The sequence below is a fragment of the Xaviernesmea rhizosphaerae genome (assembly GCF_001938945.1).
GTDB lineage: Bacteria > Pseudomonadota > Alphaproteobacteria > Rhizobiales > Rhizobiaceae > Xaviernesmea > Xaviernesmea rhizosphaerae.
On sequence record NZ_MKIO01000020.1, the window covers coordinates 1 to 24,684 of the forward strand.

At 64.4% G+C, this 24,684-nt stretch carries 21 protein-coding genes; 6 read left to right on the plus strand and 15 right to left on the minus strand.

The genetic code is table 11. The annotated features are described in order from the left end of the window. Positions 1–76 precede the first annotated feature (76 nt). Positions 77–877: a sulfotransferase gene (locus BJF92_RS03015; protein ID WP_075633307.1), complete on the minus strand. Its 801-nt coding sequence runs from the start codon at positions 875–877 to the stop codon at positions 77–79. 22 nt (positions 878–899) lie between these two features. Next, positions 900–2,729 (minus strand): adenylyl-sulfate kinase, encoded by a 1,830-nt coding sequence (gene cysC / locus BJF92_RS03020; protein WP_075633308.1) that lies wholly within the window; start codon positions 2,727–2,729, stop codon positions 900–902. A 527-nt stretch (positions 2,730–3,256) separates the two neighbouring features. Between cysC and BJF92_RS03025 the strand changes: the two genes are divergently transcribed. The 5 genes from BJF92_RS03025 (at position 3,257) to BJF92_RS03045 (ending at position 6,796) form a co-directional block, all read left to right on the plus strand. Next, on the plus strand, positions 3,257–3,826 hold the full coding sequence (locus tag BJF92_RS03025; protein WP_075633309.1) for a helix-turn-helix domain-containing protein: 570 nt from the start codon (positions 3,257–3,259) through the stop codon (positions 3,824–3,826). Between the two features lie 175 nt (positions 3,827–4,001). Continuing rightward, positions 4,002–4,508, plus strand: a complete 507-nt coding sequence (locus tag BJF92_RS03030) for a GNAT family N-acetyltransferase (RefSeq protein WP_075633450.1) — start codon at positions 4,002–4,004, stop codon at positions 4,506–4,508. Between the two features lie 334 nt (positions 4,509–4,842). Then, positions 4,843–5,052: a cold-shock protein gene (locus tag BJF92_RS03035; RefSeq protein ID WP_075633310.1), complete on the plus strand. Its 210-nt coding sequence runs from the start codon at positions 4,843–4,845 to the stop codon at positions 5,050–5,052. A gap of 476 nt (positions 5,053–5,528) precedes the next feature. After that, the gene (locus BJF92_RS26380; protein ID WP_425356444.1) at positions 5,529–6,164 is read left to right on the plus strand and encodes a hypothetical protein; all 636 of its coding nucleotides are present in this window, start codon (positions 5,529–5,531) and stop codon (positions 6,162–6,164) included. Positions 6,165–6,415: 251 nt separating this feature from the next. Next, on the plus strand, positions 6,416–6,796 hold the full coding sequence (locus tag BJF92_RS03045; RefSeq protein WP_075633312.1) for a DUF6481 family protein: 381 nt from the start codon (positions 6,416–6,418) through the stop codon (positions 6,794–6,796). A 498-nt stretch (positions 6,797–7,294) separates the two neighbouring features. Here the strand turns inward: BJF92_RS03045 and BJF92_RS03050 are convergent, their stop codons facing one another. The 6 genes from BJF92_RS03050 to BJF92_RS03075 form a co-directional block, all read right to left on the minus strand. Beyond that, entirely contained in the window at positions 7,295–8,371 is a 1,077-nt protein-coding gene (locus BJF92_RS03050) for a Gfo/Idh/MocA family protein (RefSeq protein WP_075633451.1), read from the minus strand. 8 nt (positions 8,372–8,379) lie between these two features. After that, on the minus strand, positions 8,380–9,165 hold the full coding sequence (locus BJF92_RS03055; protein WP_075633313.1) for a ThuA domain-containing protein: 786 nt from the start codon (positions 9,163–9,165) through the stop codon (positions 8,380–8,382). Between the two features lie 135 nt (positions 9,166–9,300). Then, complete coding sequence (locus BJF92_RS03060) at positions 9,301–10,329, minus strand: ABC transporter ATP-binding protein (protein ID WP_075633314.1); 1,029 nt, start codon at positions 10,327–10,329, stop codon at positions 9,301–9,303. Between the two features lie 39 nt (positions 10,330–10,368). After that, entirely contained in the window at positions 10,369–11,196 is an 828-nt protein-coding gene (locus tag BJF92_RS03065; RefSeq protein WP_075633315.1) for a carbohydrate ABC transporter permease, read from the minus strand. Continuing rightward, positions 11,196–12,236, minus strand: coding sequence for a carbohydrate ABC transporter permease (locus BJF92_RS03070; protein WP_078057814.1), 1,041 nt, complete (start codon positions 12,234–12,236; stop codon positions 11,196–11,198). Before BJF92_RS03070 ends, BJF92_RS03065 begins: the two co-directional genes overlap by 1 nt. A gap of 317 nt (positions 12,237–12,553) precedes the next feature. Next, on the minus strand, positions 12,554–13,819 hold the full coding sequence (locus BJF92_RS03075; RefSeq protein ID WP_075633316.1) for an ABC transporter substrate-binding protein: 1,266 nt from the start codon (positions 13,817–13,819) through the stop codon (positions 12,554–12,556). A gap of 366 nt (positions 13,820–14,185) precedes the next feature. Between BJF92_RS03075 and BJF92_RS03080 the strand changes: the two genes are divergently transcribed. Beyond that, the gene (locus BJF92_RS03080; RefSeq protein ID WP_075633317.1) at positions 14,186–15,205 is read left to right on the plus strand and encodes a substrate-binding domain-containing protein; all 1,020 of its coding nucleotides are present in this window, start codon (positions 14,186–14,188) and stop codon (positions 15,203–15,205) included. Between the two features lie 188 nt (positions 15,206–15,393). Here BJF92_RS03080 and BJF92_RS03085 read toward each other — a convergent pair whose 3' ends face one another. The 7 genes from BJF92_RS03085 to BJF92_RS03115 form a co-directional block, all read right to left on the minus strand. Further along, complete coding sequence (locus BJF92_RS03085; RefSeq protein ID WP_075633318.1) at positions 15,394–16,428, minus strand: SDR family oxidoreductase; 1,035 nt, start codon at positions 16,426–16,428, stop codon at positions 15,394–15,396. 517 nt (positions 16,429–16,945) lie between these two features. Beyond that, positions 16,946–18,280: an extracellular solute-binding protein gene (locus BJF92_RS03090; protein ID WP_075633319.1), complete on the minus strand. Its 1,335-nt coding sequence runs from the start codon at positions 18,278–18,280 to the stop codon at positions 16,946–16,948. Between the two features lie 203 nt (positions 18,281–18,483). Beyond that, positions 18,484–19,311 carry a carbohydrate ABC transporter permease gene (locus tag BJF92_RS03095; RefSeq protein ID WP_198931520.1) on the minus strand — a complete coding sequence of 276 codons (828 nt, stop codon included), beginning with the start codon at positions 19,309–19,311 and terminating at the stop codon, positions 18,484–18,486. 65 nt (positions 19,312–19,376) lie between these two features. After that, a complete protein-coding gene (locus tag BJF92_RS03100) occupies positions 19,377–20,309 on the minus strand; it encodes a carbohydrate ABC transporter permease (protein WP_075633320.1) in 933 nt (310 codons plus the stop codon). Further along, positions 20,302–21,405 carry an ABC transporter ATP-binding protein gene (locus BJF92_RS03105; protein ID WP_075633321.1) on the minus strand — a complete coding sequence of 368 codons (1,104 nt, stop codon included), beginning with the start codon at positions 21,403–21,405 and terminating at the stop codon, positions 20,302–20,304. Before BJF92_RS03105 ends, BJF92_RS03100 begins: the two co-directional genes overlap by 8 nt. A 407-nt stretch (positions 21,406–21,812) precedes the next feature. After that, positions 21,813–23,324, minus strand: a complete 1,512-nt coding sequence (gene arfA, locus BJF92_RS03110) for an arabinosylfuranosidase ArfA (RefSeq protein ID WP_075633322.1) — start codon at positions 23,322–23,324, stop codon at positions 21,813–21,815. 350 nt (positions 23,325–23,674) lie between these two features. Then, positions 23,675–24,601 (minus strand): ArsR/SmtB family transcription factor, encoded by a 927-nt coding sequence (locus tag BJF92_RS03115; RefSeq protein WP_075633323.1) that lies wholly within the window; start codon positions 24,599–24,601, stop codon positions 23,675–23,677. Positions 24,602–24,684: the final 83 nt, after the last annotated feature.

Sequence of the window (24,684 nt, forward strand, 5' to 3'; positions counted from 1 at the left end):
ACCATCAAAGCCTCCTGTCAAACAAGGAGACCCTCGGCAACAAACCTTGCCCCAGCCTGACGTCTGTCAACAGACCTTAGCGCGCCCTGAGATATTTCGAGGTCTTGAGAAAGGAGCCGGGCTCCGGGCCGAAGGTCCGCCACATCGCGGCGATGCGCTCGAGATAGCGCTCCAGATCCTGCACGGCCAGGATTTCCTCAACGGCCGTCTCGATGGCCCCGGCATCCTGTCGGTGCTCGACATGCTTGATCTTGAAGGCATCCAGCATCTGGGGCTGGTAGTCGATGCCGAGCTGCTCGCACAGTTTCGGCACCTGGGTGGCGGGATCGCGGGCGAAGTCATGATAATTGACCGCGAAGCGGACAGAGGAATGCGGATGGATGATCAGCTCTGCCATCTGCGCAAGCTGCTGGACGATCTCCTCGCTGTCGAACCCCCAGTAGAGACGGGCCGACACGGCGACATCCATCGGATTGCGCAGGATCGTGAACGTCGTCGATCCCGGAAAGCTCTGATGCAGCACATTCCAGTACCAGGCCGGAAAATCGTCGCCGGCGAAATGCCAGATCGCTTGCGGAATCCCGATCGGCTTGTGCAGCCAGAAGCGCTTTTCGGAGGGAAAGAGGTGGGAAAACAGGCCCTGCACCGCGCGGGCGCAGAAGGCATCCAGATCGAACACCTGGTCCCGGTCGACATTCCTCCTGACCACGCCATTGCTCTGCTCCGCCGCCATCCAGCCAAAGAAGATGGTCTGCGCGGTCTCTCCGATGAAGTCCACCGCGGGGTGATGGTCCAGAACCGAGGAGACCAGCGAGGTCCCGGAGCGTCCGAAGGAGATCAGGGTAAACGGCGTGTTGATGTTCGCAGGATTCGGCATGCTCCGCCTTTTCACGAATTTTTTAAATGTCGGTGATGTGCCGGACCAAAAGGTCGGCCGCCTCCTGCACGGAAAGGATCGACGTATCCAGCACGAGCTCGGCGGCTTCCGGCTCCTCATAGGGGCTGTCGATGCCGGTGAAGTTCTTCAGCTCTCCCGCGCGGGCCTTGCGGTAGAGACCCTTGGGATCGCGGGCCTCGGCGATTTCCACCGAGGCCTTGACGTGGACCTCGACGAATTCGCCCGCGGCCATCAGCTTGCGCGCCATCCACCGGTCGCTGCGAAAGGGCGAGATGAAGGCACACAGGACGATCAGGCCGGCATCGCTCATCAGCCGGGCCACTTCCGCCACGCGGCGGATATTTTCCACCCGCTCCGGCTCGGTGAAGCCGAGGTCGCGGTTCAGGCCGTGGCGCACATTGTCGCCGTCGAGCAGGAACGTATGCCGGCCCGCCGCCGCGAGCTTCTGTTCCGCCAGATTGGCGATCGCCGATTTTCCGGCGCCCGACAGGCCCGTCATCCAGACCACCAGCGGCGTCTGCTGCTTCATCGCCGCGCGGCGGTGGCGGTCAATGGTCAGCGCCTGCCAATGAATATTGTCGGCGCGGCGCAAGGCCTGGCGGATCCGGCCGAGGCCGACCACGCGTCCGCAGACCGGGTCCGTCAGTTGGAAGCAGCTGAGACCATTGGTCTCCACATCGAAGGCCAGAGGGGTCTCAAGCGCAATATCCGCGATGCCGATGCCGGAAGGGCCGAGACTGTCGGCCGCCGGCGCGTGGGTCATGTCGAGATCGACCGCCTGTCTCAGCCGGGTGATCGCGGCGAATGTGGACTGGCCGCCGAGATCGAGGCCATAGCTCCCTGGCACAAGCGGCGCCCTGTCGAACCAGGCGATCGCGGCTTCGACCTGATCGGTCACCTCGCAAGGCCGGTTCGCAGGAACGACGATCTGGCCCGGCTGGCAGGCGGCAGGCGCCGACAGCGTCAGCCGCAGGGCGACAGGGCCCGCGCCATCCTCCTCCTTACGCTCCAGCGTCACCAGGCCGCTGACGGATGACAGCAGGCCGCCGGGCAGGATACGGACCTCATCGCCGGCCGCGATAAAGCCCTGGCAGACCGTGCCGTCAACGCAAGGGGCTTCCGGCCGGCTCGGATCGACGGACGTGACGGCCAATCTGAAGGGCCGCTTCTCCTCCGGCGTCAGCCGCGCCGCTTCGGCCTCGAGAACCTCGATGAGCCTCGGCCCGGTAAACCAGGCGGGGGAGAGCGCTGGCGTTCCGGGCGCCTGGCCGTCCGGGCGCGCGTCGGCCTGGACCCGGTCGTCCCCGGTCGTTTCGCGTGAACCGCCGGAAAGCGCGATCACCGGCGGCATCTGCCGATCGCCGAAAAGGGCCGCGATCTCCGCATGGATCGTCTCGAACCGTTTCCTGCCATCCTCGGTCTGATCGACGGCCGTCAGCGCGATGACGAGGCCGCTGCGGCGAAAGAGATGGTGGCGGATCAAGAGGTCGCGCATGCCGTCCCGCGCCAAGTCGCGCGCATCGACCGCGAGAAGCACGATGTCGGCCAGGATCAGCGCCTCCAGCCGCGAAAGCGGGGACGCGTCCGCGTCGGCGTCGCTCTGCGCGATCATCCAGGGCTGTGCGTGAAGGCGCAGGCTATGGCGCGCCTGCGGACCGGCCTTGCCGGCCAGGGCCTCGGCCAGCCGGGATGTGCCGACATGCGTCGCGCCGCAGATCAGCAGCGTGCCTGCCGGCCGATCCTCCCCCGGTGCAAGTCCGCCGGCATTGCGGCCTGCCAGGGCGGAGCGCCGGAACGCGGAGGTCAGACTGTAGAAGGTCAGCTTCGTCATCCCTGGGAGCGCGGCCAGAGTCAGGATGATGTTTCTCCCCGTCATGAACCATGATGCAACCGCAGGCATGTATTTCGTGGCCCGCAGGCACGCCGCTGTTGATGTGCCTGTTCTACCGCCGAGCGTGTATCCGCCTTATTCGCCGTGTCAGTCGGCGGTTGCAAGATAAATTTGCCGAAACCGTCAAAATTCCCGACAGACTATCGAAATTCTCCGCGTTTCGCAGAAAATTCGATGCTATTCGGTCGATCGGTTCGTACGGCTTTCCCCCGCATGAGGCGGAATCCTTGACGAATATTGTTCTAAGCCATGCCATGCCCAATAGGCCTGATTTTCAGGCTGTGGCCTGTGGCTGGCATGCTCACTCTGGGTAAAATTTAAGCATATCGCCTTTTCATGCGATCTGGGCGTGTATCCACACCGACAGCGGCCATGCGCGAAGGCATGTTCGCGGCGATGCGCGGTGCCTGCCGCTGTCAGTGGCCCCGGCCTTGCCAGCCCATCGCTTTGTCCACTATGATGGACAGATGACAGGGATCCAGGACCTCGACCGCCGCATCGGCGCCCGCATCCGCCTCGAGCGCGACCTCAGGGGCTGGTCGCTGACCGATTTGGCCGGGCGGGCCGGCGTTTCGCGGGCGATGATCAACAAGGTGGAGCGGGGCGAGAGCAGTCCGACGGCCCAGCTTCTGGGCAAGCTTTCCGGCGCCTTCGGCCTCAGCATGTCGACCCTGATGGCGCGGGCCGAGCGCGGGCAGGGACGCCTCGCGCGCCGCGCCGAACAGCCGCTCTGGACCGATCCCGAGACCGGCTATCTCCGCCGGCAGGTCTCGCCGCCCACCGAGCTGCCGCTGGAGCTGGTCGAGATCATGCTGCCGCCGCGCGCCGAGGTGGCCATGCCCGCCGCCGCCTTTGCCTTTCAGCGCCATCTGATCTGGGTTCTGGAAGGCGCATTGATCTTCACCGAGGGCAGCCTGCGCCATGCGCTTCAGGCCGGCGACTGCCTGGAACTCGGCCCTCCCGTCGATTGTCGCTTCGACAACGAGACCGAGCTGCCCTGCCGCTACGCCGTGATGCTGCTGAAACTGGCGCTCTAGATTTTTGTTTTTGCATCGGACCGAAAACCGGTTCCCACTTTTCGGTCCGATGCTCTAAGAGCGCGAGGCCCCGGCGCGGCCGCGTTCGGCGCGGCCTGTCCTTAAAAAAACGCTTGCCTTCTTCTGTCCATCATTTTAGACAATTTGTCTCAGATGATGGACGATGGGGAGCATGATGGAACTCCGCGATGCGATCCCGGCCGATCTCGCCGGCATTACCGAGATCTATAATCATGCGGTGCGCGAGACCACGGCGATCTGGAACGAGACCGAGGTCGATCTCGCCAATCGCCTCGCCTGGCATGCCGAGCGGCAGCGGCTGGGTTATCCGGTTCTGGTGGCGGTCAGGGGCGGGGCGGTCCTGGGCTTTGCCTCCTTCGGCGACTGGCGCGCCTTCGACGGCTATCGCCATACGGTCGAGCACTCCATCTATATCAGGGCCGATTGCCATGGGCGCGGGCTCGGCACGGCGCTGATGCAGGCGCTGATCGGGCGCGCGCGCGCCCTGGGCAAGCATGTGATGGTGGCCAGTATCGAGGCGGGCAATCGCGGCTCGATCCGCCTGCACGAGAAGCTCGGCTTCCGCCAGGTCGGGCGGATGCCCGAGGTCGGCATGAAGTTCGGCGTCTGGCTGGACCTCGTCTTTCTCCAGCTGCTGCTCGACGATCGCGCGGCGCCCTGATGGTCATCCTGCTTCTGCCGGCGGCCAAGGCCAGGGCGTCGCTTGTCCGTTCAGCGCCCGCAGCGCCGGGTGAACGCTGAAGGGCGAGCCATCAAGCCCTGAGAAAATCTGCACATTATTGTCCGCCGCACAGAGGGCTTTTCCGTCGACCAAGGGAATTTGAAATTAAAATTTGACAATAAAGGTCGAGGCCGCAATAAGTGGCTCATTGAGCTTTTTTTACCGCGCGATTGGCACCGCGCTTTGAGCGAACCCTCCCTTTAAAATGTCGTTATCACCATCCGCCGGGCATCGTGCCCCTGCGGTCGTTTCTTTGCTATGAGAGGGTTCTAAAATGGCCACTGGCACCGTAAAATGGTTTAACTCCACCAAGGGCTTCGGCTTTATCCAGCCGGACAATGGCGGGGCTGATGCCTTCGTTCACATCTCCGCCGTCGAACGCGCCGGCATGCGCGAAATCGTCGAAGGCCAGAAGCTGGCTTACGACCTCGAGCAGGACCGCAAGTCCGGCAAGATGTCGGCCTGCAACCTGCGCGCCGCCTGATTTTGCTCCTCCGCCCGAGGGGTGACCTTCGGGCGGGTCTGCTGCCGCCGGGCAGCGGTGAAAGTCTTTCGCCGAGACATCGAGCCGAGACATCGAACAGACATCGGTAAAAACACGATGCCATCGAATGATCGGGAAAGGCTTTTCCGCCGATCCGAAGCGGCGACGAAACTTCGCAGCAGCGCGCCGTCTCGGCGGCGATGCTGCGGAACATAAGAGATCCGGCACGGCGGAAAATCCGGGCTTTTCCGGGCAGGGCCGAGGTTTGAGCGGCGCTGGACGCGTCAGGGCTGAAAGAGCCTGACGACGCGAACCGTGCCAACAGCACCCGCCAAGACCCCCTGCCAGAGCGCGGCGTCCAACAAGCCCGATGCGTTAGGCCGATCATATAGATCGCGGCGCAGACAGGCCCGACGCCAACGGCCGATCTCCGGGACTTCCCACGACCCTGACCACGGATGAAATGGCACGGTCGCGTGATGGAGACCCAGGCGAGGTCAGGCAGTCTTGCCTGGCCTTTTTCATTTCCGGCGCCGCTGGAGCATCGGCCCGAAGGCCGGTCTCAGGCGCTCGGAAATCTCAACAAAAATCCAGAGGAGCGGACTGCGTATGATTTTCAGTCCGATGCGCTGAAGCATGTCGCGCTCTGTCAGATTCGCTCCCGGCGCTTCAAGTCTTTGATTTTACCGCATGTCATTGTCGCAAAGCCGTCCCGCGCTTTTGCGCCACACGCTGTGGACCATCTGTATGCGCGCGCGATCTACAGGACAGGATGCGACGGTCTTCCGCCCGCCGCCAGGGCCGCAGCGCGCGCCCCACGGGCCCTTGCGCGGAGACGCGAAAGGTTATCCGACACAGCAACCGTCCACGCCACGGGCGGGAGGAGGAACAGCATGAACAACAGCTTCAGCAAGCCGCGCCAGCAGGCGGAAATCGCCTTCGGCAAAACCCAGGGCCGCGCCGGCACGCCAGCGCAGGGCGGCGCCCCTGCCCGAGACCGCGCTTTCGACGAGCTCGAAACGATCAAGGCGGCCCGCGAGGCGAAGACCGAGCGATTGCGCGCGGCGCGTCTTGCCAGGGAAGCCGGGGATGGCCTACAGCAAGGGAAATAGGATAAGACGCAGCTTGCCGTCATACCGACAAACGGCATGACAGGCCGCCGCCTGGTTCCCGAGCGGACACCGCGCCTGGAGCATTCCGCCAATGTGCGGGACCCCGTCTTCGGGACAATCCGATGTGAAACCAACCAGTCCGGAGCATCCGTCCGATGCCCGGCGCGCCTGCGACAGACGCCCCGTCGCCCCAGTGGCGCGTCGGACAAACACGATAATGCCCCCTTTCGATTTTCTATGGATGGAAACTTTTGAAGAACGCCCGCAACAATGAACTGACCGACCGCCGCCAGAGCGCCCAGGAGGCCAAGGCTGCACAATTGAAGGCCTATCGCGACGCCCAGGCCCAGCCCGATCCCGAGCGCGCCGCCCGCCAGGCCGAACGCGCCGCCGTGGCCGCCGCCCGCGAAGCCCGCCGCATCGAGCGCGAGGAAGCCAAGCGCGCGGAAAAAATCCGTCTGGCTGAGGAAGCCGCCGCGCGCGAAGCAGCACTTGAAGCCGAAGCCCGCGCGGAAGCCGAGGCCCGCGAACTGGCCGAAAAGACCCGCATCGCCCGCGTTGTCGAAGACGAAGCCGCCCGCAAGGCCGAGCGCGACCGCCGCTACGCCGCCCGCAAGGCGCGCAAGAACTAAGGCATCTGACGGAAAGCGGGAACCGGTTTTCGGAAAAATGCGATATGAACGGTCAGTTCTATAGCATCGGTCTGAGAATCGTCCTGCGCGGCCCATGACGCGACGCTCTGCGACCTTGGCTGGCCCCTCATCCGACCCTTCGGGCCACCTTCTGCCCGCTGGGGAGAAGAGACCGGGGCCGACAGCGCGGGGCTTCAAATTTACAGTTGAGAAGCCGCTTTTCCTACGGTCTGAAGAGGGCGTGAGACGGTGCTGCACGTCTCTTCTCCCCAGCGGGTGGGCCGAAGGACGGGACGAGACCCGTGGATCTTCCCCGGTCGGGTGCCGGCAGGCGGATGAGGGGGTATTGCCGCCCGCAAACGCGTGCGTCATATCCAGTGATCTGACCCGGGCCCAAGCTCCATAGAGCTGTTTGCGCATGACGACGTCGCGGCGGCCGCTGAGGGATGGTCCGCCCGGCCGGCACGCGCGCGGCGCACCGACCGGGTTCCTTTGCCCTTACGCCGAAATCGCCTGCAGCACCGCCGGCGGGTTGACGTCGTGCTCGCGGCGTTCGGCTTCCGTCACCAGAGCGAGGTCGAGAACCTTCTGCAGCTCGGCGGCGTGGCGGAAGCTCGGTTCGCGGGTGCGGTTCTCGGCCACAGCCTCGATGAAGCGCTCGTAATTGGTCGCCATCGTGCCGGCGTCGAGATCGCGCCAGAGGCCTTTCTCCACATCCTCGCCCACGCAGGCGCGCAGCGAATTGCCCGTCGGCGTGTGGATCACCTCGATGCCGCCCTTGTCGCCATGCATGCGCAGGCGCAGCTCGTTCAGATGGCCGGTCGCCCAGCGGCTGGCATGGATCACGCCCATGGCGCCGTTGGAAAACTCCGCCGTCATGGTGAAGCTGTCATTGGCGTCGAGATCATAGTCGCCGATGCGGTTGCCCGGCGCTTTCTCGAAGGTCTTGACCCGGGCGAAGATCCGGTCGATCTCGGTGGCCGCGCCATAGCCGGCAAAGTCGAGAATGTGGATGCCGACATCGCCGAGCACGCCGTTGGAGCCATGCTTGGTCGACAGGCGCCACAGCCACTGATCCTCCGTCGCCCAGTCGCCCCAGGCCTTGGACACCAGCCAGCTCTGCAGGTAGGAGGCTTCGATATGGCGCACGCGGCCGATCTCGCCGGCAAGCACCATCTGCCGGGCTCTCTGCACCGGGGCGACGTTGCGATAGGTGAGGTTGACCATGTTGACGAGACCGGCGGCCTCGGCGCGCCGGGCCATCTCGTCGGCCTTGGCGTAGTTTTCGGCCAGCGGCTTTTCGCAGAAGACATGCTTGCCGGCGGACAGGAGCTGCAGCGTGGTCGGATAATGCACCCTGTCAGGCGTAACATTGGCCACGGCGTCGAACTGGCCCCAGGCGATCGCCTCGTCCAGCGAGGTGAAGGTCTCGGCCACATTGTGGCGCGCGGCGAAGGCACGCACCTTGGCAATGTCGACATCGACGGCGGCGACGAGCTGGCAGCCCGGCACGGTGGAAAATTCCGTGGCGTGCCGGTTGGCCATGCCGCCAGTGCCCAGAAGAAGAAGACGGATGGGATCGCTCATTTGTAACCTGCCTCGCCAGCCTTGTGCAGCTTGGGCCCGCGTTCGGTGATCGGTTCAAGCGCCTCACCCACCGGCACGTTCGGTGCGGTGTGGATGCCGGTCAGCGCCGGGGCGGGACGATAGGCCCAGCGCACGGCATTGCGGATCACCTGCTGCACCGTCTCGTCATGATAGGTGGGATAGGTCTCGTGACCCGGGCGAAAATAGAAGATGTTGCCGGCCCCGCGCCGCCAGGTCAGGCCTGAGCGGAACACTTCCCCGCCGGAAAACCAGGAGATGAACACGGTTTCCAAGGGCTCCGGCACCGAGAAGAACTCGCCATACATTTCCTCGTTCTCGAGAACGAAATTCTCCGGAATGCCCGCCGCGATCGGATGGCCGGGATTGACGGTCCAGACGCGCTCGCGCTCCCCCGCCTCGCGCCATTTCAGCGCGCAGGGCGTGCCCATCAGCCGCTTGAAGATCTTGGCGAAATGGCCCGAATGCAGCACGATCAGGCCCATGCCCTCATGCACGCGCGCGGCCACGCGCTCGACGACGGCATCGTCCACCGCGCCATGGTCCTTGTGGCCCCACCAGACGAGAACGTCGGTGTCCGCCAGCCGCGCCTCGGTCAGCCCGTGCTCGGGCTCCTGCAGCGTCGCCGTCTCCGCCGTAATGGCGTCGTCGCGGTTCAGCGCGTCGGCAATGGTCTTGTGCATGCCATCGGGATAGATGTCGCGCACGACTTCGTTGATGCGCTCGTGAATATTCTCGCCCCAGACGAGTGTTCTGATCGTCACCTTGACCTCCTTGGCCCTGACGTGCCCAGCCGCCGATCGGTGGGCACGTTCCGAAGGGTTGTTCGGGCGGGCTCATGTTTTCACATCATTCGGCCCGGCTTGGGACGACCGGACCGTTTTCTCTTCAAAAACCTGTTACGCTGCACCCCGGGCCGGCAAGCGGCCGAGCGCCCGGCCATCCTCGCCGAAGCGGTGGATCGCGCCGAGATCGGGGGTGAGCGACACGCGCTCTCCCGGCTGAAAGCTGGCCGTGCCGTTCTGGCGGGCGACGACGGGCTCTTCCGCGCCGATATCGACATAGACGAAGCTGTCCGAGCCCAGCATTTCGGCATGCACCACCTCGCCGCGCCAGGCGCCGTGTTCACCTGAAATCGCAAGATGCTCGGCGCGAATGCCGATGGTGGGCGCGGCATAGGGCTGGGCAAGCCCGCCCTTGAGAATGTTCATCTTCGGCGAGCCGATGAAGCCGGCGACGAAGAGCGAGTTGGGGTTTTCGTAAAGCTCCAGCGGCGTGCCGACCTGTTCGACGCGGCCTGCATTGAGAACGCAGATGCGGTCGGCCAGGGTCATGGCCTCCACCTGGTCATGGGTCACATAGATCATCGTGGTCTTGTGCATGGAGCGGTGCAGCTTGGCGATTTCCAATCGTGTTGCAACGCGCAAGGCGGCATCAAGGTTCGACAGCGGCTCGTCAAAAAGAAACACGCGGGGATCGCGCACGATGGCGCGGCCGATCGCCACGCGCTGGCGCTGTCCACCGGAAAGCTGGCGCGGCAGCCGCTCCAGATAGGGGGTGAGCTGCAGCATCTCGGCGGCCTGGCGCACGCGCCGGTCGCGCTCCGCCTTGTCCGCGCCCGAAAGCTTCATGCCGAAGGTCATGTTGTCGAACACGGTCATATGCGGATAGAGCGCATAGGACTGGAACACCATGGCAATGCCGCGCTTGGCCGGCGGCAGGGCGTTGACGGTCTGCCCGTCGAAGGCGAGCGTGCCGCTGGTGATGTCCTCCAGCCCGGCGATCAGCCGGAGAAGCGTGGACTTGCCGCAGCCGGACGGGCCGACGAAGACCATGAACTCGCCCGAGCGGATTTCCATATCGACGCCCTTGATGATCTCGAGCGCGCCGAAGGACTTGCGGACCTGGTGAAGCCGGATTTCGGCCATGATGAATTCCTCCTCTTTTATCCCTGGGGTGGAGCCGCGTCAGCCTTTGACGCCGCCGGCGGTGAGGCCGGAAATGATGCGCCGCTGGAAGATCAGCACCAGCACGACGAGCGGCACGGTGACGATGACCGAGGCGGCCATGATCGCGCCCCAGGGGATTTCAAACTGGCTCTGGCCCGAGAGCAGGGCGATGGCGACCGGAACGGTGCGCTGCGTGTCCGACGACAGGAAGGTGAGCGCGAAGAGAAACTCGTTCCAGGCGGCGATGAAGGCGAGCAGGCCGGTGGTCACCAAGGCCGGCCACATCAGGGGCAGGAAGACCTGGGTGATGACGACGAAGGGCGAGGCGCCATCGACGATCGCCGCCTCTTCGATCTCCACCGGCAGGTCGCGCATGAAGGTGGTCAGCACCCAGACGGTGAAGGGCAGGGTGAAGATCATATAGGAGAAAATCAGGGCCAGCGGCGTGTTGAAGATGCCGAAGGCGCGGATCAGCTCGAACAGGCCGGCCAGCACCGCGATCTGCGGAAACATGGAGACGCTGAGGATGGTGAGCAGCAAGAGGCCCCGCCCGCGAAAGCGCACCCGCGCCAGCGCATAGGCCGCGCTGACGGCCAGCGCCAGCGAGATGGCGACGACCGTGGTGGAGATCAGCACCGAATTGCCGAGATTGCGCAGGAAGGAGCCGCTGGACATGACGTCGCGGTAGTTCTGCAGCGAGAAGGAGGTCGGCCAGTAGGTGATCTGAAACAGCGCTGCGCCGGATTTGAAGCTCGTCAGGATCGCGTAGTAGAAAGGGAAGACGGCGACGAGGACGATGAGGGCGACCAGCGCATAAAAGCCGGTGTTCTTGATGAGGACGGGCATCAGCGGTCGCCTCCCGACAGGTTGACGCGGCCGAAGACCATATAGGCGGCGGTCATGGCGGCGATGATGAGGAAGAGCATGGTGGAAGCGGTGGCGCCGAGCGCGAACTTGTCGAATTCGAACAGGTTCTCGCGCGCCAGGATCGACATGGTCTTGGTCTGGGCATTGTTTGGCGTCAGCACATAGATCAGGTCGAAGATGCGCATGGCGTCGAGCATGCGGAAGATCACGGCCACCATCAGCGCCGGGCGGATCAGCGGCAGGGTGATCCTGAAGAACACTTTGACCGGATGCACGCCATCGATGCGCGCCGCCTCATAGATGTCCTTGGGCACCATCTGCAGGCCGGCGAGAATCAGCAGCGCCATGAAGGGCGTGGTCTTCCACACATCGACGATCAGCACGGCGATCATCGCGGTGTCGGGGCTGGCCGTCCAGGCGATCTTGTGGTCGATCAGGTGCAGCGTCAGGAACAGATCGTTCAAGATGCCGAACTGGTCGTTGAGCATCCAGGCCCACATCTTGGCCGAAACCACGGTGGGGATCGCCCAGGGAATGAGGATGGCGGTGCGCACCAGGCCGCGTCCGGCAAAGTTGGCGTTCAGCACCAGCGCCACGACGAGGCCAATCACGGTTTCGATGATCACCGAGAGAAAGGTGAAGCGCAGCGTGTTGACCACGGCGCCCCACCAGGCGGGATCGGCCAGAAGCCCGGTATAGACCGTGCGGCCGCTCTTCAGCGTGATCCAGGAGAGATAGTTCTTCAGGCCGACGAAGCGGGCCGTGTCGAGGCTGGTGAGGCTGGCATCGGTCAGGCTGAAATAGATGGTGCGCAGGAGCGGCCAGCCGGCGACGATGGCGAGAACGAGAAGCGTGGGCGCGAGGAAGACCCAGGCGGCGCGGGCGCGCTGGGCCTGGAGCCTCGGGCCACTTTCCACAAGCGACGCGGGATGGGCAAGCGGCGCGGGATGGCCGAGGCCGGCCGGAACGCCCGCTGCGGCGTTGGCCTGGGGATGAGCCGTCTGGCTGATCGGGGACATGGCGCGAATCCGTGAAGGGGGTGAGCAGGGACCATGCCGGGCAGATGCGGCACGGCAGGCGGCGGCAGGCCTCTCCGGACAAGAGCGGGATCGGCGGTTTTCGGTCTGTGTTTTGGCGCTGCCGCTGGGGCAGCATTTTCAGCGGAGGCTGCGCGGGCGTCGCGGTCCCCCTCTCCCTGTGCTCTCCCGATGGACGAGAGGAGGCTTTCGCCGCACGCGCGGTCCGGATTGGCAAGCGGGCGGGGAGCATTGGCATCGCTGTGCCGCCTATCGGGGCAAGGGGAGGGCGAGGCCGGTGGCCCGCCCTCCGGGCGCTGTTACCAGCTGCCGCCCTGCAGTTCGGTCAGCTCGATTTCGAGCTTCTCCAGGTTTTCCGCGCCGGTGCCATTGCCCGACAGCGTGCTGTGCACGGCGGTCCAGAAGCGCGAGGAGACCTCGTTATACTTGACCTTGGTCGTGGCCGAGGGGCGCGGCACGGCATTCTGGAAGATCGGCTTCCAGGCCGGCATGAAGGGCAGCGCTGCGGCGATGTCCTTGTCGTCATAGAGCTTTTCGAGCACGGGCATGTTGGATAGCTCGATGGCGCGGCGCTTCTGTACCTCTTCCGAGGAGAGGTAGCGGACCAGCTCGATCGCCGCCTTCTGCTTCTTGGAATATTTCGGCACGGCCATGTTCCAGCCGCCCAGCGTCGAGGCGCCGGCCTCGCCCTCTGCGCCCGCCGGCAGCGGCGCTACGTCAAACTTGCCCTTGACCGCGCTGTCGCCGCCATTGCCGAGCGTGTAGGCATAGGGCCAGTTGCGCATGAAGACCGAATTGCCGGTCTGCCAGACGCCGCGCGATTCCTCTTCCTGATAGGCCAGCACGCCGGGCGGCGAGATGGTGCCGACCCAGCCATGCGCACGGTCGAGCGCTGCCGCCGCCTTCTCGTTGTTGATGGAGATGGTGCCGTCGGTCTCGACGATATGGCCGCCGCCGGAGGAGGCGATCCATTCCAGCGCGTCGCAGGTCAGGCCTTCATAGGCCGCGCCCTGGAAGACGAAGCCCCACATGTCCTTGGCGCCGGCCTTGCGCTCGCCCGCCTGGATCTCGGCGGCGGTTTTGGTCATCTCGTCCCAGGTCTTGGGCACCGGCTTGCCGTATTTTTCGAGCAGGTCCTTGCGGTAGTAGAAGGCCGGCGCGTCGGTCATGTAGGGCATGGCCACCAGCTTGCCGTTCACCGTCTGCGAGGCGACGATTGAGGGGAAAATCTCGGCCGTGCGGTCCTTCATCGCTTCGGTCAGGTCGATGAACTGCTCGGCCAGCTGCGGCGCCCAGACCACGTCGGTGTTGTAGACGTCCACGTCCTGATTGCCTGCGGCCAGCCACAGCCGGTACTGCGCGAACTGCTCCGAGCTGGAGGAGGGCATGGTGATGAGTTTCACCGTATGGCCGCTCTGCTTGGCGAAATTGGCCAGTTCCTTGTTCAGGAAGGCCGCGCTCGCGCCATTGGTATAGGAGGCGAAGGCCAGATCCTCCGCCTGCGCCATCTGTGCACCCGAGGCCATCAAGGCCGCCCCCAGTGCCGCGCCGATCCACTGTTTCATGCTCATCCTCCCGTCAGCATGGAGCGGTCTCACCTCCAAATTTGAAACCGCTTTCGATTTATGAAGATTTTCATACGGCGCGACGGTTGTCAATATCGCGCCAATTCGGCCGGAAAGCCTGCCCTAGCCGCGAATTTCGATGAAAAATCAGGCTGGTGCATTGGGATATGCGCAATTGCTCAGCTGCTGAGCAGAAAATAATTTGAAATCGCTTTGAAGACGTGGTCGAATTGGTGAAGGAAGAGCCGGCTTGCCTTTTGGGTGCACCGCACGCAAAGATGGCGGCAAGGATCTGCGCGGATCACGGCGGCCGGATGGGCCGCGGCGCGCGACAGGGGCTGCCGGCGGGGCGATGGCGAAGACACGATGAAGCTGAAGGAATTCGCCCGTGAGATCGGGCTCTCGCCCACCACCGTCAGCCGCGCGCTCAGCGGCTATCCCGAGGTTTCCGCCGCCACGCGCCAGCGCGTCAGCGCGGAGGCCGTGCGGCTCGGCTACCGGCCCAATATCAACGCCGTACGGCTGGCCACGGGCCGCGCCGGCGCCATCGGCCTGGTGATGAACCAGGCCGGCGAGTTCCAGCTGACGGAATTCCTGCGCGGCATGACCGAGCAGCTCGTGCGCGACGAGATGGACATTCTGGTCACGCCCGTGGTGGAGGACGGCACCGAAGCGGAAGTGAACGCTTACCGTCGCGTGGCCGAGGCCGGCAAGGTCGATGCCATGATCATTCTGGCGCCGCAGCCCAATGATCCGCGCATTCCCTTGCTGCAGGGGCTCGGCATGCCCTTTCTCGTGCATGGACGCTCGGAAGGATCAGCGCCGCATGCCTGGCTCGACATCGACAATGAAGGCGCGATCTTCCGCGCCACCAGCCATCTGATCGACCTCGGCCATACGCGCATCGGCATGATCAACGGCCGCAAGGGCATGACCTTCAGCCTGCACCGCGACATCGGCTATCGCCGGGCGCTGGAGGAGCGCGGCCTGACTTTCGATCCGCGCTTCGTCGCCCATGGCAATTTCACCGACGAGGTCGGCTTCACCTTCGCCCGCGACATGCTGGAGCAGGGATTGCGCCCCACTGCCTTCGTCGCCGGCTCGATGATGACGGCGCTCGGCATCTACCGCGCCGCGCGCGCGCTCGATCTCGTGGTCGGGCGCGACATGTCCGTCATCGCCCATGACGATGTCTTCCCCTATCTCACCGCCGACAACATGGTGCCCTCGCTCTCGACCACCCGCTCCTCCATGCGCGCGGCCGGCGGGCGCATCGCCACGCTGCTCCTGCAGATCATCGCCGGCCGGCCGGCCGAGGAGATCCACGAGCTGTGGCCGGTCGAGCTGATCCTGCGCGAATCCACCCAGCCTGTGCCCGGCGGCTAGAGCATCGGACCGAAAAGTGGGAACCGGTTTTCGGAAAAATCCGATGTAAAAACAAAAAACTAGAGCATCGGACTGCGTGCGATTTTCAGTCTGATGCTCTAAATTGCGCCCCAGGAAACCGGGTGGATGTGCCATCCCTCGTTAAGACCCGCGCAGGGTCATTCTGCCGGTCGCGGACGCAGCTCGCCTTACGGCTGGCCGCTGCCGCCGGCGGCGCCATAGATCTGACCGGTGGCATAGCTGGCATCGGCTGCGGCAAGCTGGACATAGATCGAGGCGAGCTCCGCCGGCTGTCCGGGGCGACCGAGCGGGGTGTCGCCGCCAAAGCTCACCAGCTTTTCCTGCGTCGCGCCACCGCTCACCTGCAGCGGCGTCCAGATCGGTCCTGGCGCCACGCCATTGACGCGGATGCCTTTGGGGCCCAGCTGCTTGGCCAGCGACTTGGTGAAGTTCATCATCGCAGCCTTGGTCAGGGCATAATCCACGAGGTTTTCCGAGGGGTCATAGGCCTGTTCGGAGGTGGTCTGGATAATGGCGGCGCCGGGTTTGAGATGCGGCAGCGCCGCCTTGGTCATCCAGAACATCGCATAGATGTTGGTCTTCATCGTCGCATCGAAATCCTCGCTGGAAATATCCCCCAGCGCCGGACGCTGCTGCTGCCGGCTGGCATTGTTGACGAGAATGTCGAGCCCGCCCAAGGTGTTGACCGTCTCTTCCACCAGGCGGCGGCACTGGGCTTCGTCGCGAATGTCGCCGGGAAGGGCAAGCGCCCGTCGTCCCGCCTTCTGGATCAGCTCGACCACCTCGCGGGCATCCGGCTCCTCATCCGGCAGGTAGCTGATGGCGACATCGGCGCCTTCGCGGGCATAGGCGATGGCGGCTGCGCGGCCCATGCCGGAATCGCCGCCGGTGATCAGCGCCCTGCGGCCGGCAAGCCGGCCAGAGCCCTTGTAGCTGGTCTCGCCATGGTCGGGGCGCGGCTCCATCTTGCTGGCAAGGCCCGGAAAGGGCTGGGACTGGGACGGAAAGGGCGGCTTTGGATAGGCGGTTCTGGGGTCGCGTAGCGCCGCACCGCCGGATGTTGCCCCGGTGCCAGCCGCCGGTTCCTGCGCGGCCGCCTGGCGCGCCGCGACCATGCCGCCCACCGTGGCAAGGGTCGCCGAGGCGCCTGCCATGACCGCCCGCCGGGTCACTGTTCCGCCGCGTTCATCGTCTGCCGTCATCGTTGCAATCTCCCTGCGGCTCGCCCGTTCCTGGGCGCCATCGCCGGGCTAACTGTTTCGGGATCATCCGGTTCCGCCATGGCCGCCAGCCGCATCCCTTGCCGCGCTGTCAAACCCACGCCGCTGCGTCATCCTGTCGCAAAAGCGCTTTGGAAGGCAGTTTAGCTCCGCAGGACGCGCATGGCTGGCCTGCGGCGCAGGCCCTATCTCACCCCGGCCGGATCGCTTAGGTTCTTCTCATCGAAAGCGCTTCTCCTCCTCCCAAGGCGCTTCGATCTGTCGATGATCTCACTCCTCCTCCCAGAGATCGTCGGCCCCAGAACGGCGGCGCTCCTCCTCCCAGCCAGCCGTTCACCTTTAGAGAAAGCCTGCCGCTCCTCCTCCCGCGGCAGGCTTTTTCGTTTTTGGCGGCCTTTGTCAGGCCGCCGCGCGCGAGGCTTCCGGTTGATGAGGTACAAATGCAAAACGGCGCACCGCCTTGCGACGATGCGCCGTTTTGGTTGGTCTGGTCTTGGGTTTACAGGTTCGCCAAGAGCTCGTTGATCCGGCTTTCCATATCGGCGAGCGAGGCGTCGACCTCCTTCTGGCCGGTGATGGCGGCGCTCATTTCCTGGCCGATAATGTCCTGGATGGCGAATTGCCGCTGGACGGCGCCGGGCAGCGAGGTGCCGAGCTCGGCGATCGGGGCCACGGTGTCGCGGTGCGGCAGCGCCTTGAATGCGGCCGAGTCGAGCACGGCCTTCATCGCCGGCAGGTGGCCGGTGCGCGACCAGTCGAAATCATGATCGGCCATGAATTTCAGGAACTTGCCAATCGCCGCCGTCTGCTCCTCGCTGCGGTCCTTCTGCGAGACAGCCAGGCTGTGGCCATCGGCATATTGCGCATGCTTGCCGGAGAAGAGCTGCGGATAGGGATAGACGGCATAGCCGCCCTTGTTCAGCGCCGTGCCGGGCTTTTCGGCCGAGGCATTGTAGTCGCCGATCATCCAGGTGCCGTTCAGATGCACGCCGCCTTCGCCCGCCAGGAAGGCGTTGATGCTGGCGGCATAGTCGAGATCCTTGGTGGTGTCGCCCTGGTCGAAGATCGCCTTGTACATCTCCACGACCTTCTTGGCCTCGGGCGTGTTGATCTTCACCTTGGTCGGATCGGCGAAGAAATCCGAATTCTGCTGGAACAGATAGGTGTAGAGATTGCGGGTGTAGAGCGCCGTCTCGTTGGCGAGGTTCTGGATCAGATAGGGCTTGCCGGTCTTTTCCTTGAACTGCTTGGCCTGGGCGAGCAGCTCGTCCACGCTCTTCGGCAGGATCGGCTTGCCACTGGCGTCGACCAGGCCCGCCTGCTTGAACAGGTCCATGTTGATGTGGAACAGCATGGTCCAGTTGTCGATCGGCAGGCCGTAGATCTTGCCGTCCTTGGTCACGCCGTTGCGGCTGGCATCGGTGAAATCGGCGGGCTTGATGCCATTGGCGGCCAGCAGATCGTCGAGCGGCAGCAGCAGGCCCTTGGTCTGGTAGTCCGACAGCGCCGAATGGTGGATGGTGACGATATCCGGCGGATCGCCGGCGGCGAACTGCGCCGTCAGCTGGTCGTAACCCGGCCACTCCACCGTGGTCACCGCAACGTGGATGTCCGGATTGTCGGCGTTGAACTTGTTGACCATCGAGGTGATGATCCCGCATTCGCCGACCGCCTTGGACACATCGGTGTTGGAGCCGAAATCGGCATCGCAGGCGCCGAAGAAGCGCTGGAAGGTCAGCTCGGTGGCGGCGAAGGCGGGGCTGGCCAGAAGGCCGCCGGCCAGCGCGCAGGCCGCCGTTGCCGCCAGGAATGATGTGCGCAGGGTATGGATCATGGTCGTTTCCTCCTCAGGGACCTGGTCTCAGTGCTTTGCCGCGGGCGCCGCCCCTCCCGGGCGGGTTCCGCACTCATGTGGTCGGGGCTGATGCATCGGACCGAAAAGCGGGAACCGGCTTTCGGAAAAATCCAATGCAAAAACAAAATCCTAGAGCATCGGATGGAGCATGCTTTCAGTCCGATGCCCTATGCTCGCGCCGCTCACCGCACCGCCGCGCCGGAGACGGCGGTGACGATGTATTTCTGGAAGAAGAGATAGAGGATCAGGATCGGCGCGCCGGCAAAGACCGCCTGCGACATGAGAAAACCGAGCCCCTCCGACTGGGCGAAATTGGTCTGGGTCGAGGCGATGCCCACCGTCAGCGTGTACATCTCCTTCTTGGTGCCGGAGATCAGCGGCCAGAGATAATCGTTCCAGGCGCCGAGGAAGGTGAAGATCCCCAGCGTGGCCTGGGCCGGTAAGGTCAGCGGCAGCAGCACCTTCCAGAAGATCTTGAAGCGGCTGGCATTGTCGAGCAGCGCCGCCTCGTCCAGCTCCTTGGGGATGGCGCGGAAATATTGCGTCATCAGGAACACGCCGAAGGGGGCGGAAAGCCCCGGCAGGATCAGGCCGGGATAGGTGTTGTGCAGCTTCAGCCAGGAAAACAGCTGGTGGCGGGCGATCAGCACCGCCTGTTCCGGCACGGCAAGCCCCATCAGCACGATGACGAACAGCACGTTGCGGAAGGGAAAGTTGAGCCGGGCGAAGCCGTAGCCGGCGAGCGAGGAGAGCACCAGCGTGCCCACCGTCAGCCCGCCCGCCACCACCAGGCTGTTCAGGATCCAGCGGAAGACCGAGGAGGTGGCCAGGATGTTGATGTAGTTCTGCACCGTATAGGGCGCATGGAACACCGCATTCATGCTGACCATCAGCTCCTTGTTGTCCTTCAAGGACAGGGCGACGACCCAGAGAAGCGGCGCCATCATCACGATGGCGAGCGCGATGGTGAGGCCGAGGATGATGCGGTCACCGGTGGTCCGCCCGACCATGCCCGAGGGCGCGCCGCGCCCGACATCGCTCGCGGGAGTTGGGGCGTGCGCGGAGGTCATGCTGCTCATGCGCTTTCTCCCTTGCGGCGCGAGACGAGGAACTGGACCATGGCGGCGATGAGGATCAGCACGAACAGCACTTCGGAGGCGGCCGCGCCGAGGCCGAGATCCCACTTGGTGAAAGCGGCCTCGTAGATATAGAGCACCATGGGCTTGGAGACGTTGTTGGGCCCGCCATTGGTCATCAGCTTGGCTTGGCCGAACAGCTGGAACTGCAGCACGATCTGGATCACGACAACAAGCACGAAGGTGCGCTTGATCGAGGGCAGGGTGATGTAGCGGAAGGTGCGCCAGCGATTGGCATTGTCGAGCGCTGCCGCCTCGTAGATATCGCCGGGGATCTGCTGCAGCGCGGAGAGAAACAGCATCATCGGCAGGCCGATGCACCACCAGATGGTGGCGATGGCAATGGCGATCATCACCAGGTCGGGATCGGACAGGAAGGCCGGCGGCGCGGCGCCGAACCAGCCATAGACCGTGGCCAGCAGGCCGAAGCCCGGCACGAAGACGATGCGCCAGATCAGGGTGACGATGGTGACCGACAGCACGGAGGACGCGAAAAAGACCGTGCGCAGCACGGCGGCCGTGCGCGTGCGGCTGTTGAGCGCCAGCGCCAGCATCAGCCCGATCACTGCCAGCGCCGGCACGGTGAGCAACACGAAATAGAAGGTGTTGCCGATCGCCTGCCAGAAGATCTTGTCGTTATAGAGCCTGACATAATTGGCAAAGCCGACGAAGCGGCCGGAGGAAAAGGCATCCGCCTTGTGCAGGCTCAGCCAGATGCCCCAGACCAGCGGCACGACAAGAAGCGCGACGAAGACCACAAGGAAGGGCAGGACGAACAGGGCATTGCGCCAGAGCGGCGCCTGCACATTCTGCACCCGCGCTTTCGCCGGCGCGGCGCGGTTGGCCGGGGAGGAAAGGGCGGCGTCAGCCATGGGCCGCCTCCACCGCATGGAAGGCGCGGCCTTCCCCGTCGAAGAGATGGACGCGGCTGCCGTCGAGCGTCAGCTCCATGCGGTCGCCGATCGCCGCCCGGCTCAGCCCCGCATCTTCCGCCACGATCATGCTGCCATCGCTCAGCCGGATATAGAGGAGCGTGCGGTCGCCGAGCCGCTCCAGCACCTCGACCGTGCCCGATGTCGTCACCGTTTCGCCTGCGCGCGCGGGGCGCACGGCTTCGGCGCGAATGCCCAGCTCGTAGGCGCCCGGCGCCAGGCCGTCGCTGCGCATAGCGGTCTGCAAGGTTGCGCCATCGGGCAGCGTCAGCGTGGCGAAGCCGTCGCGGCTGTCCATTTTCGCCTTCAGGAAGTTCATCGTTGGCGAGCCGACGAAGGTGGCGACGAAGCGGGTGGCGGGCCGCGTGTAAATATCCATCGGCGTGCCGATCTGCTCGATCCGCCGGTTGTTCATCACCACCACGCGGTCGGCCAGCGTCATCGCCTCGATCTGGTCATGGGTGACGAAGATCATGGTGGACTTCACCCGATGGCGCAGCTGCGCCAGCTCCACGCGGGTGCGCACGCGCAGCGCCGCATCGAGATTGGACAGGGGCTCGTCGAACAGGAAAGCCTTGGGTTCCTTGACGATCGCCCGGCCGATGGCCACGCGCTGGCGCTGGCCGCCGGAAAGCTGGCCGGGCTTGCGCTCCATCAGATGGCCGATTTCCAGCATGCGCGCCGCCTCGCTCAGCCTCGTCGCGATCACGTCGGCCGGCACGCCGATATTCTTTAGCCCGAAGGCCATGTTGTCGGCCACGCTCATATGCGGATAGAGCGCATAGGACTGGAACACCATGGCGAGATCGCGCTGGCCGGGCGGCAGCGTGTCGATGCGCCGGCCATTGATGGCGATCGTGCCCTCGTCCACGCTTTCCAGTCCCGCGATCATCCTGAGCAGCGTGGACTTGCCGCAGCCGGACGGGCCGAGAAAGACCATGAACTCATTGGCCTTGATGCTGAGCGACAGGTTTTCGAGCACGGTGAGCGCGCCATAACGCTTGGTCACCTCGGTGATTTCGATCTGGGCGGTCACGCGCCTGTCCTCCACGCTTGCGACGGGGCCTCTCCGCCTCCGTCTCCTCCTCGCGCCGCCGCCGCTCCTTGCGCGGTTGCGCCGTCTCCGTCCTGCCGGTGCGGCTCTCCTCAGCCGGCGCCGGTCGGGCTTTTCCTGATGACGGGGATTGGCCGGACGAAGCGCCTGCTCCGTCGTTTGCGGGCCGCGCGCCCCTTCATCGATCCTTTGGGCCATCTTCTCCCCGCCGGGGAGAAGAGACTTTGCCGCTATCGCTCGTCGTTCCCGTCATCCTCGGAATGACACCGCGCGTCCGCCCTTGGCATGGCAGTCAATCAGGGCACAAGCCTCCTCTCCCCATCGGGGAGAGGGCAGGGTGAGGGGGCTTTTCGACCCTCTCCGCCCACAAGAGGCCCCGAAAGGCCCCCTTACACCTTCAGCCGGATCATCCGGTAGCTCAGCGGCGCGATGGAGGCCGTCAGCCGTCCTTCGGAAACCGCAGCGCCTTCGCCCTTGACCGGCTTGACCGCGTCGGGCGCCTGGGCGGTGTTGGTGATGGCGAGGTCGGAATGGGCGATCACCTGATCGTCCACCACCGACGCCGCGCCGAAATCCAGAAGCGACACGTCGAGATCGAGCGCCTCCGTCAGGTGGCGGTTGACGAGGAAGAAGGTGATGTGGCCGCTAGCCGCATCATGCACGGCCGAGACGTCGAGATAGGGCACAGCGCCCACATCCTTCACCTCGTAGCTGGGGCTGTCGACCATCAGCTTCAGCGCCGTGCCGCGGCCGAAGACCGAGGCGAAATAATAGGGGTAGAAGATGGTCTGCCGCCAGGCCGCGCCGCCCGGCTCGGTCATGATCGGGGCGATGACATTGACCAGCTGCGCCAGGCAAGCGATTTTCACCACGTCGGACCGGTTGATGAAGGTGTTGAGGATGCAGCCGACCTGCAGAACATCCTCGAAATTATAGTCGTCTTCCAGCAGCGGCGGCGCTTCCGGCCAGCCTTCCGCCCCTTCCAGGATCGCCTTGTCGCGCTCCTTCGAGTGATACCAGACATTCCACTCGTCGAAGGAAATATAGACATCCTTGGTCGAGCGCTTCTTCGCCTTGGTATAGGCGATGACGCCGGCAACGGTGGCGATGTAGGTGTCGAGTTCCAGGCTGCGGGCGAGATAGTTCGCCGTATCCTTGGCCCGGTTCTCGAAATACATGTGCAGCGAGATGTAATCGACCTCGTTATAGGTATGGTCGAGAACCGTGGCTTCCCACTGCGGATAGGTGGGCATATGCGCATTGGAGGAGCCGCAGACCACCAGCTCGAGCCGGCTGTCGAAGGTGCGCATGGCCTTGGCGGTCTCATGCGCCAGGCGGCCATATTCGTCGGCGGTCTTGTGGCCGATCTGCCAGGGGCCGTCCATCTCGTTGCCCAGGCACCAGAGCTTGACGTCAAAAGGCGCTTCCCGGCCATTGGCGCGGCGCTTGTCGCTCCAGGCGCTGCCGCCGGGATGGTTGGTATATTCCAGAAGGTTGCGCGCCTCGTCCAGCCCGCGCGAGCCGAGATTGACGGCCATCATCAGCTCGGTGCCGACCTTGTCGCACCAGTCGGCGAATTCATGCAGGCCGATGGCATTGCTTTCGGAGGTGTGCCAGGCGAGATCGAGCCGCACCGGACGCTCTTCGCGCGGGCCGACGCCATCCTCCCAATTATAGGCCGAGACGAAATTGCCACCGGGATAGCGCACCACCGGAACCTGCAATTCCTTGACCAGGTCAATCACGTCGCCACGAAAGCCGGCCTCGTCCGCCGTCGCATGGCCCGGCTCGTAAATGCCGGTATAGACCGCGCGCCCCAGATGCTCAATGAACGAGCCATAGAGCCGCGGATCGATCTCCGACACCGTGAATTTGCTGTGGGCGATAATGGTCGCCTTCATGCCGTCCTCCCTCGAAAAGGCGGGCCTTGCGCCGCGCCTTTCCCTCTTCCCATGTCCAGTCACGATCACCGTGCTCCGGCGGCTCCTCTCGCGCGCCGAAAACGGGCTTCCCGAGCCGGCCTGACGCAAAAGCGTCATGCGGCCGTGCTCAAATCCTGGCGGAGAACCGGCGGGACCTCTCTCCGCGCCGCTGCTCCGCATTTATATCAGATTTCATGATTCATATCATGATTTAAGATGAATAAATCCGAGAGCGGGCGTCAGGTCAAGCGGGAAATGATTGTGCGGCGCGCCATATCGTCGCCGGGCGCGCGAAGGCACCGGCTGTCGGCAGCTGGCTGGGAGGCGTGTCAGCGCACCTTGAGCCGCATCAGGATGTCCTGATCGTAATTGCCGAAGCCGCGGCCGAAGATGTTGATGCCGCCGGGATGGCGGGCATCGTCCATGACGCCGATGCGCAGGCGGATGGAGTGGTGCGAGGTCAGATCCAGATCGGCGAGCGTGACGTCGGACAGTCTGAGCCCATCGACATAGGTGCCGTCCTCGCGGATGCGGAAGCTCTTGAGCTTGCCATATTGCGAGCCCTTGAGCTTCCACCAGTCCGGGGTGTAAGCCCCTCTTTTATCACCGAAATCGCCCGGAGATGTCCAGGTGACGACATCAGTTCCGTTCACCGTCAGCGTGATGTCGGAAGGCCAGTCGGCACTGGTGCCGGGCACTTCGGAGGAGAGCTCCAGCACGAACTCGACCTCGCGCACCGCGAGATTGGCGAGCCGGGCATTGTTGGGAAACTGATATTCCACATAGCCGCGCGTGAACCAGATCAGCCCGGCCTTCATCCGGTCGGGATCGAGAAAGGTGGAGGGCACGTCCAGCAGGCCGATGATGCCGTCGCTCGAGCACAGGCCGCACGGCGCCGAGACCTCGAAGCCGGTATAGAGCCCGAGCGGCATGGCCACCTCGATCGCATCCGGATCCGCTTTTTCGATAGTCTCCTCGAAGCGGATCAGGATCTCGTCATAAAGGCTGCGACAGATCTTCTGGCTGCCCTTGCGCGCCTTCACCGTTTCGGTGGCGATCAGCCCCGCTTCCTGCAGCATCTGCACATGGATCGACACGCTGGACTGCGGCTGCGCCAGAAGCTCCGCCAGCTCGTTGACATTCAGCGCGCCCCTGACCTGCAGAAGCTTGAGAATGCCGATGCGCACGGGCGCGGCCAGCGCCTTGAGCAGAAGCGGATTTTCCAGGGGATCGACGAGAAGGAAATGGCGGCTCATGAAGACCTGATGCGGTGAGCATGGCCGGCCCAAGGCGTGACGCTTCGGCGGCGGACATGGGAGGAAAACAAGGCATGGAGCCG

Excerpts from the sequence above, each read along its gene's own strand:
- BJF92_RS03015 (WP_075633307.1), bottom strand. The coding sequence starts at position 877 with ATGCCGAATCCTGCGAACATCAACACGCCGTTTACCCTGATCTCCTTC.
- cysC (WP_075633308.1), bottom strand. The coding sequence starts at position 2,729 with ATGACGAAGCTGACCTTCTACAGTCTGACCTCCGCGTTCCGGCGCTCC.
- BJF92_RS03025 (WP_075633309.1), top strand. The coding sequence starts at position 3,257 with ATGACAGGGATCCAGGACCTCGACCGCCGCATCGGCGCCCGCATCCGC.
- BJF92_RS03030 (WP_075633450.1), top strand. The coding sequence starts at position 4,002 with ATGGAACTCCGCGATGCGATCCCGGCCGATCTCGCCGGCATTACCGAG.
- BJF92_RS03035 (WP_075633310.1), top strand. The coding sequence starts at position 4,843 with ATGGCCACTGGCACCGTAAAATGGTTTAACTCCACCAAGGGCTTCGGC.
- BJF92_RS03060 (WP_075633314.1), bottom strand. The coding sequence starts at position 10,329 with ATGGCCGAAATCCGGCTTCACCAGGTCCGCAAGTCCTTCGGCGCGCTC.
- BJF92_RS03065 (WP_075633315.1), bottom strand. The coding sequence starts at position 11,196 with ATGCCCGTCCTCATCAAGAACACCGGCTTTTATGCGCTGGTCGCCCTC.
- BJF92_RS03070 (WP_078057814.1), bottom strand. The coding sequence starts at position 12,236 with ATGTCCCCGATCAGCCAGACGGCTCATCCCCAGGCCAACGCCGCAGCG.
- BJF92_RS03075 (WP_075633316.1), bottom strand. The coding sequence starts at position 13,819 with ATGAAACAGTGGATCGGCGCGGCACTGGGGGCGGCCTTGATGGCCTCG.
- BJF92_RS03080 (WP_075633317.1), top strand. The coding sequence starts at position 14,186 with ATGAAGCTGAAGGAATTCGCCCGTGAGATCGGGCTCTCGCCCACCACC.
- BJF92_RS03085 (WP_075633318.1), bottom strand. The coding sequence starts at position 16,428 with ATGACGGCAGACGATGAACGCGGCGGAACAGTGACCCGGCGGGCGGTC.
- BJF92_RS03090 (WP_075633319.1), bottom strand. The coding sequence starts at position 18,280 with ATGATCCATACCCTGCGCACATCATTCCTGGCGGCAACGGCGGCCTGC.
- BJF92_RS03095 (WP_198931520.1), bottom strand. The coding sequence starts at position 19,311 with ATGGTCGGGCGGACCACCGGTGACCGCATCATCCTCGGCCTCACCATC.
- BJF92_RS03100 (WP_075633320.1), bottom strand. The coding sequence starts at position 20,309 with ATGGCTGACGCCGCCCTTTCCTCCCCGGCCAACCGCGCCGCGCCGGCG.
- arfA (WP_075633322.1), bottom strand. The coding sequence starts at position 23,324 with ATGAAGGCGACCATTATCGCCCACAGCAAATTCACGGTGTCGGAGATC.
- BJF92_RS03115 (WP_075633323.1), bottom strand. The coding sequence starts at position 24,601 with ATGAGCCGCCATTTCCTTCTCGTCGATCCCCTGGAAAATCCGCTTCTG.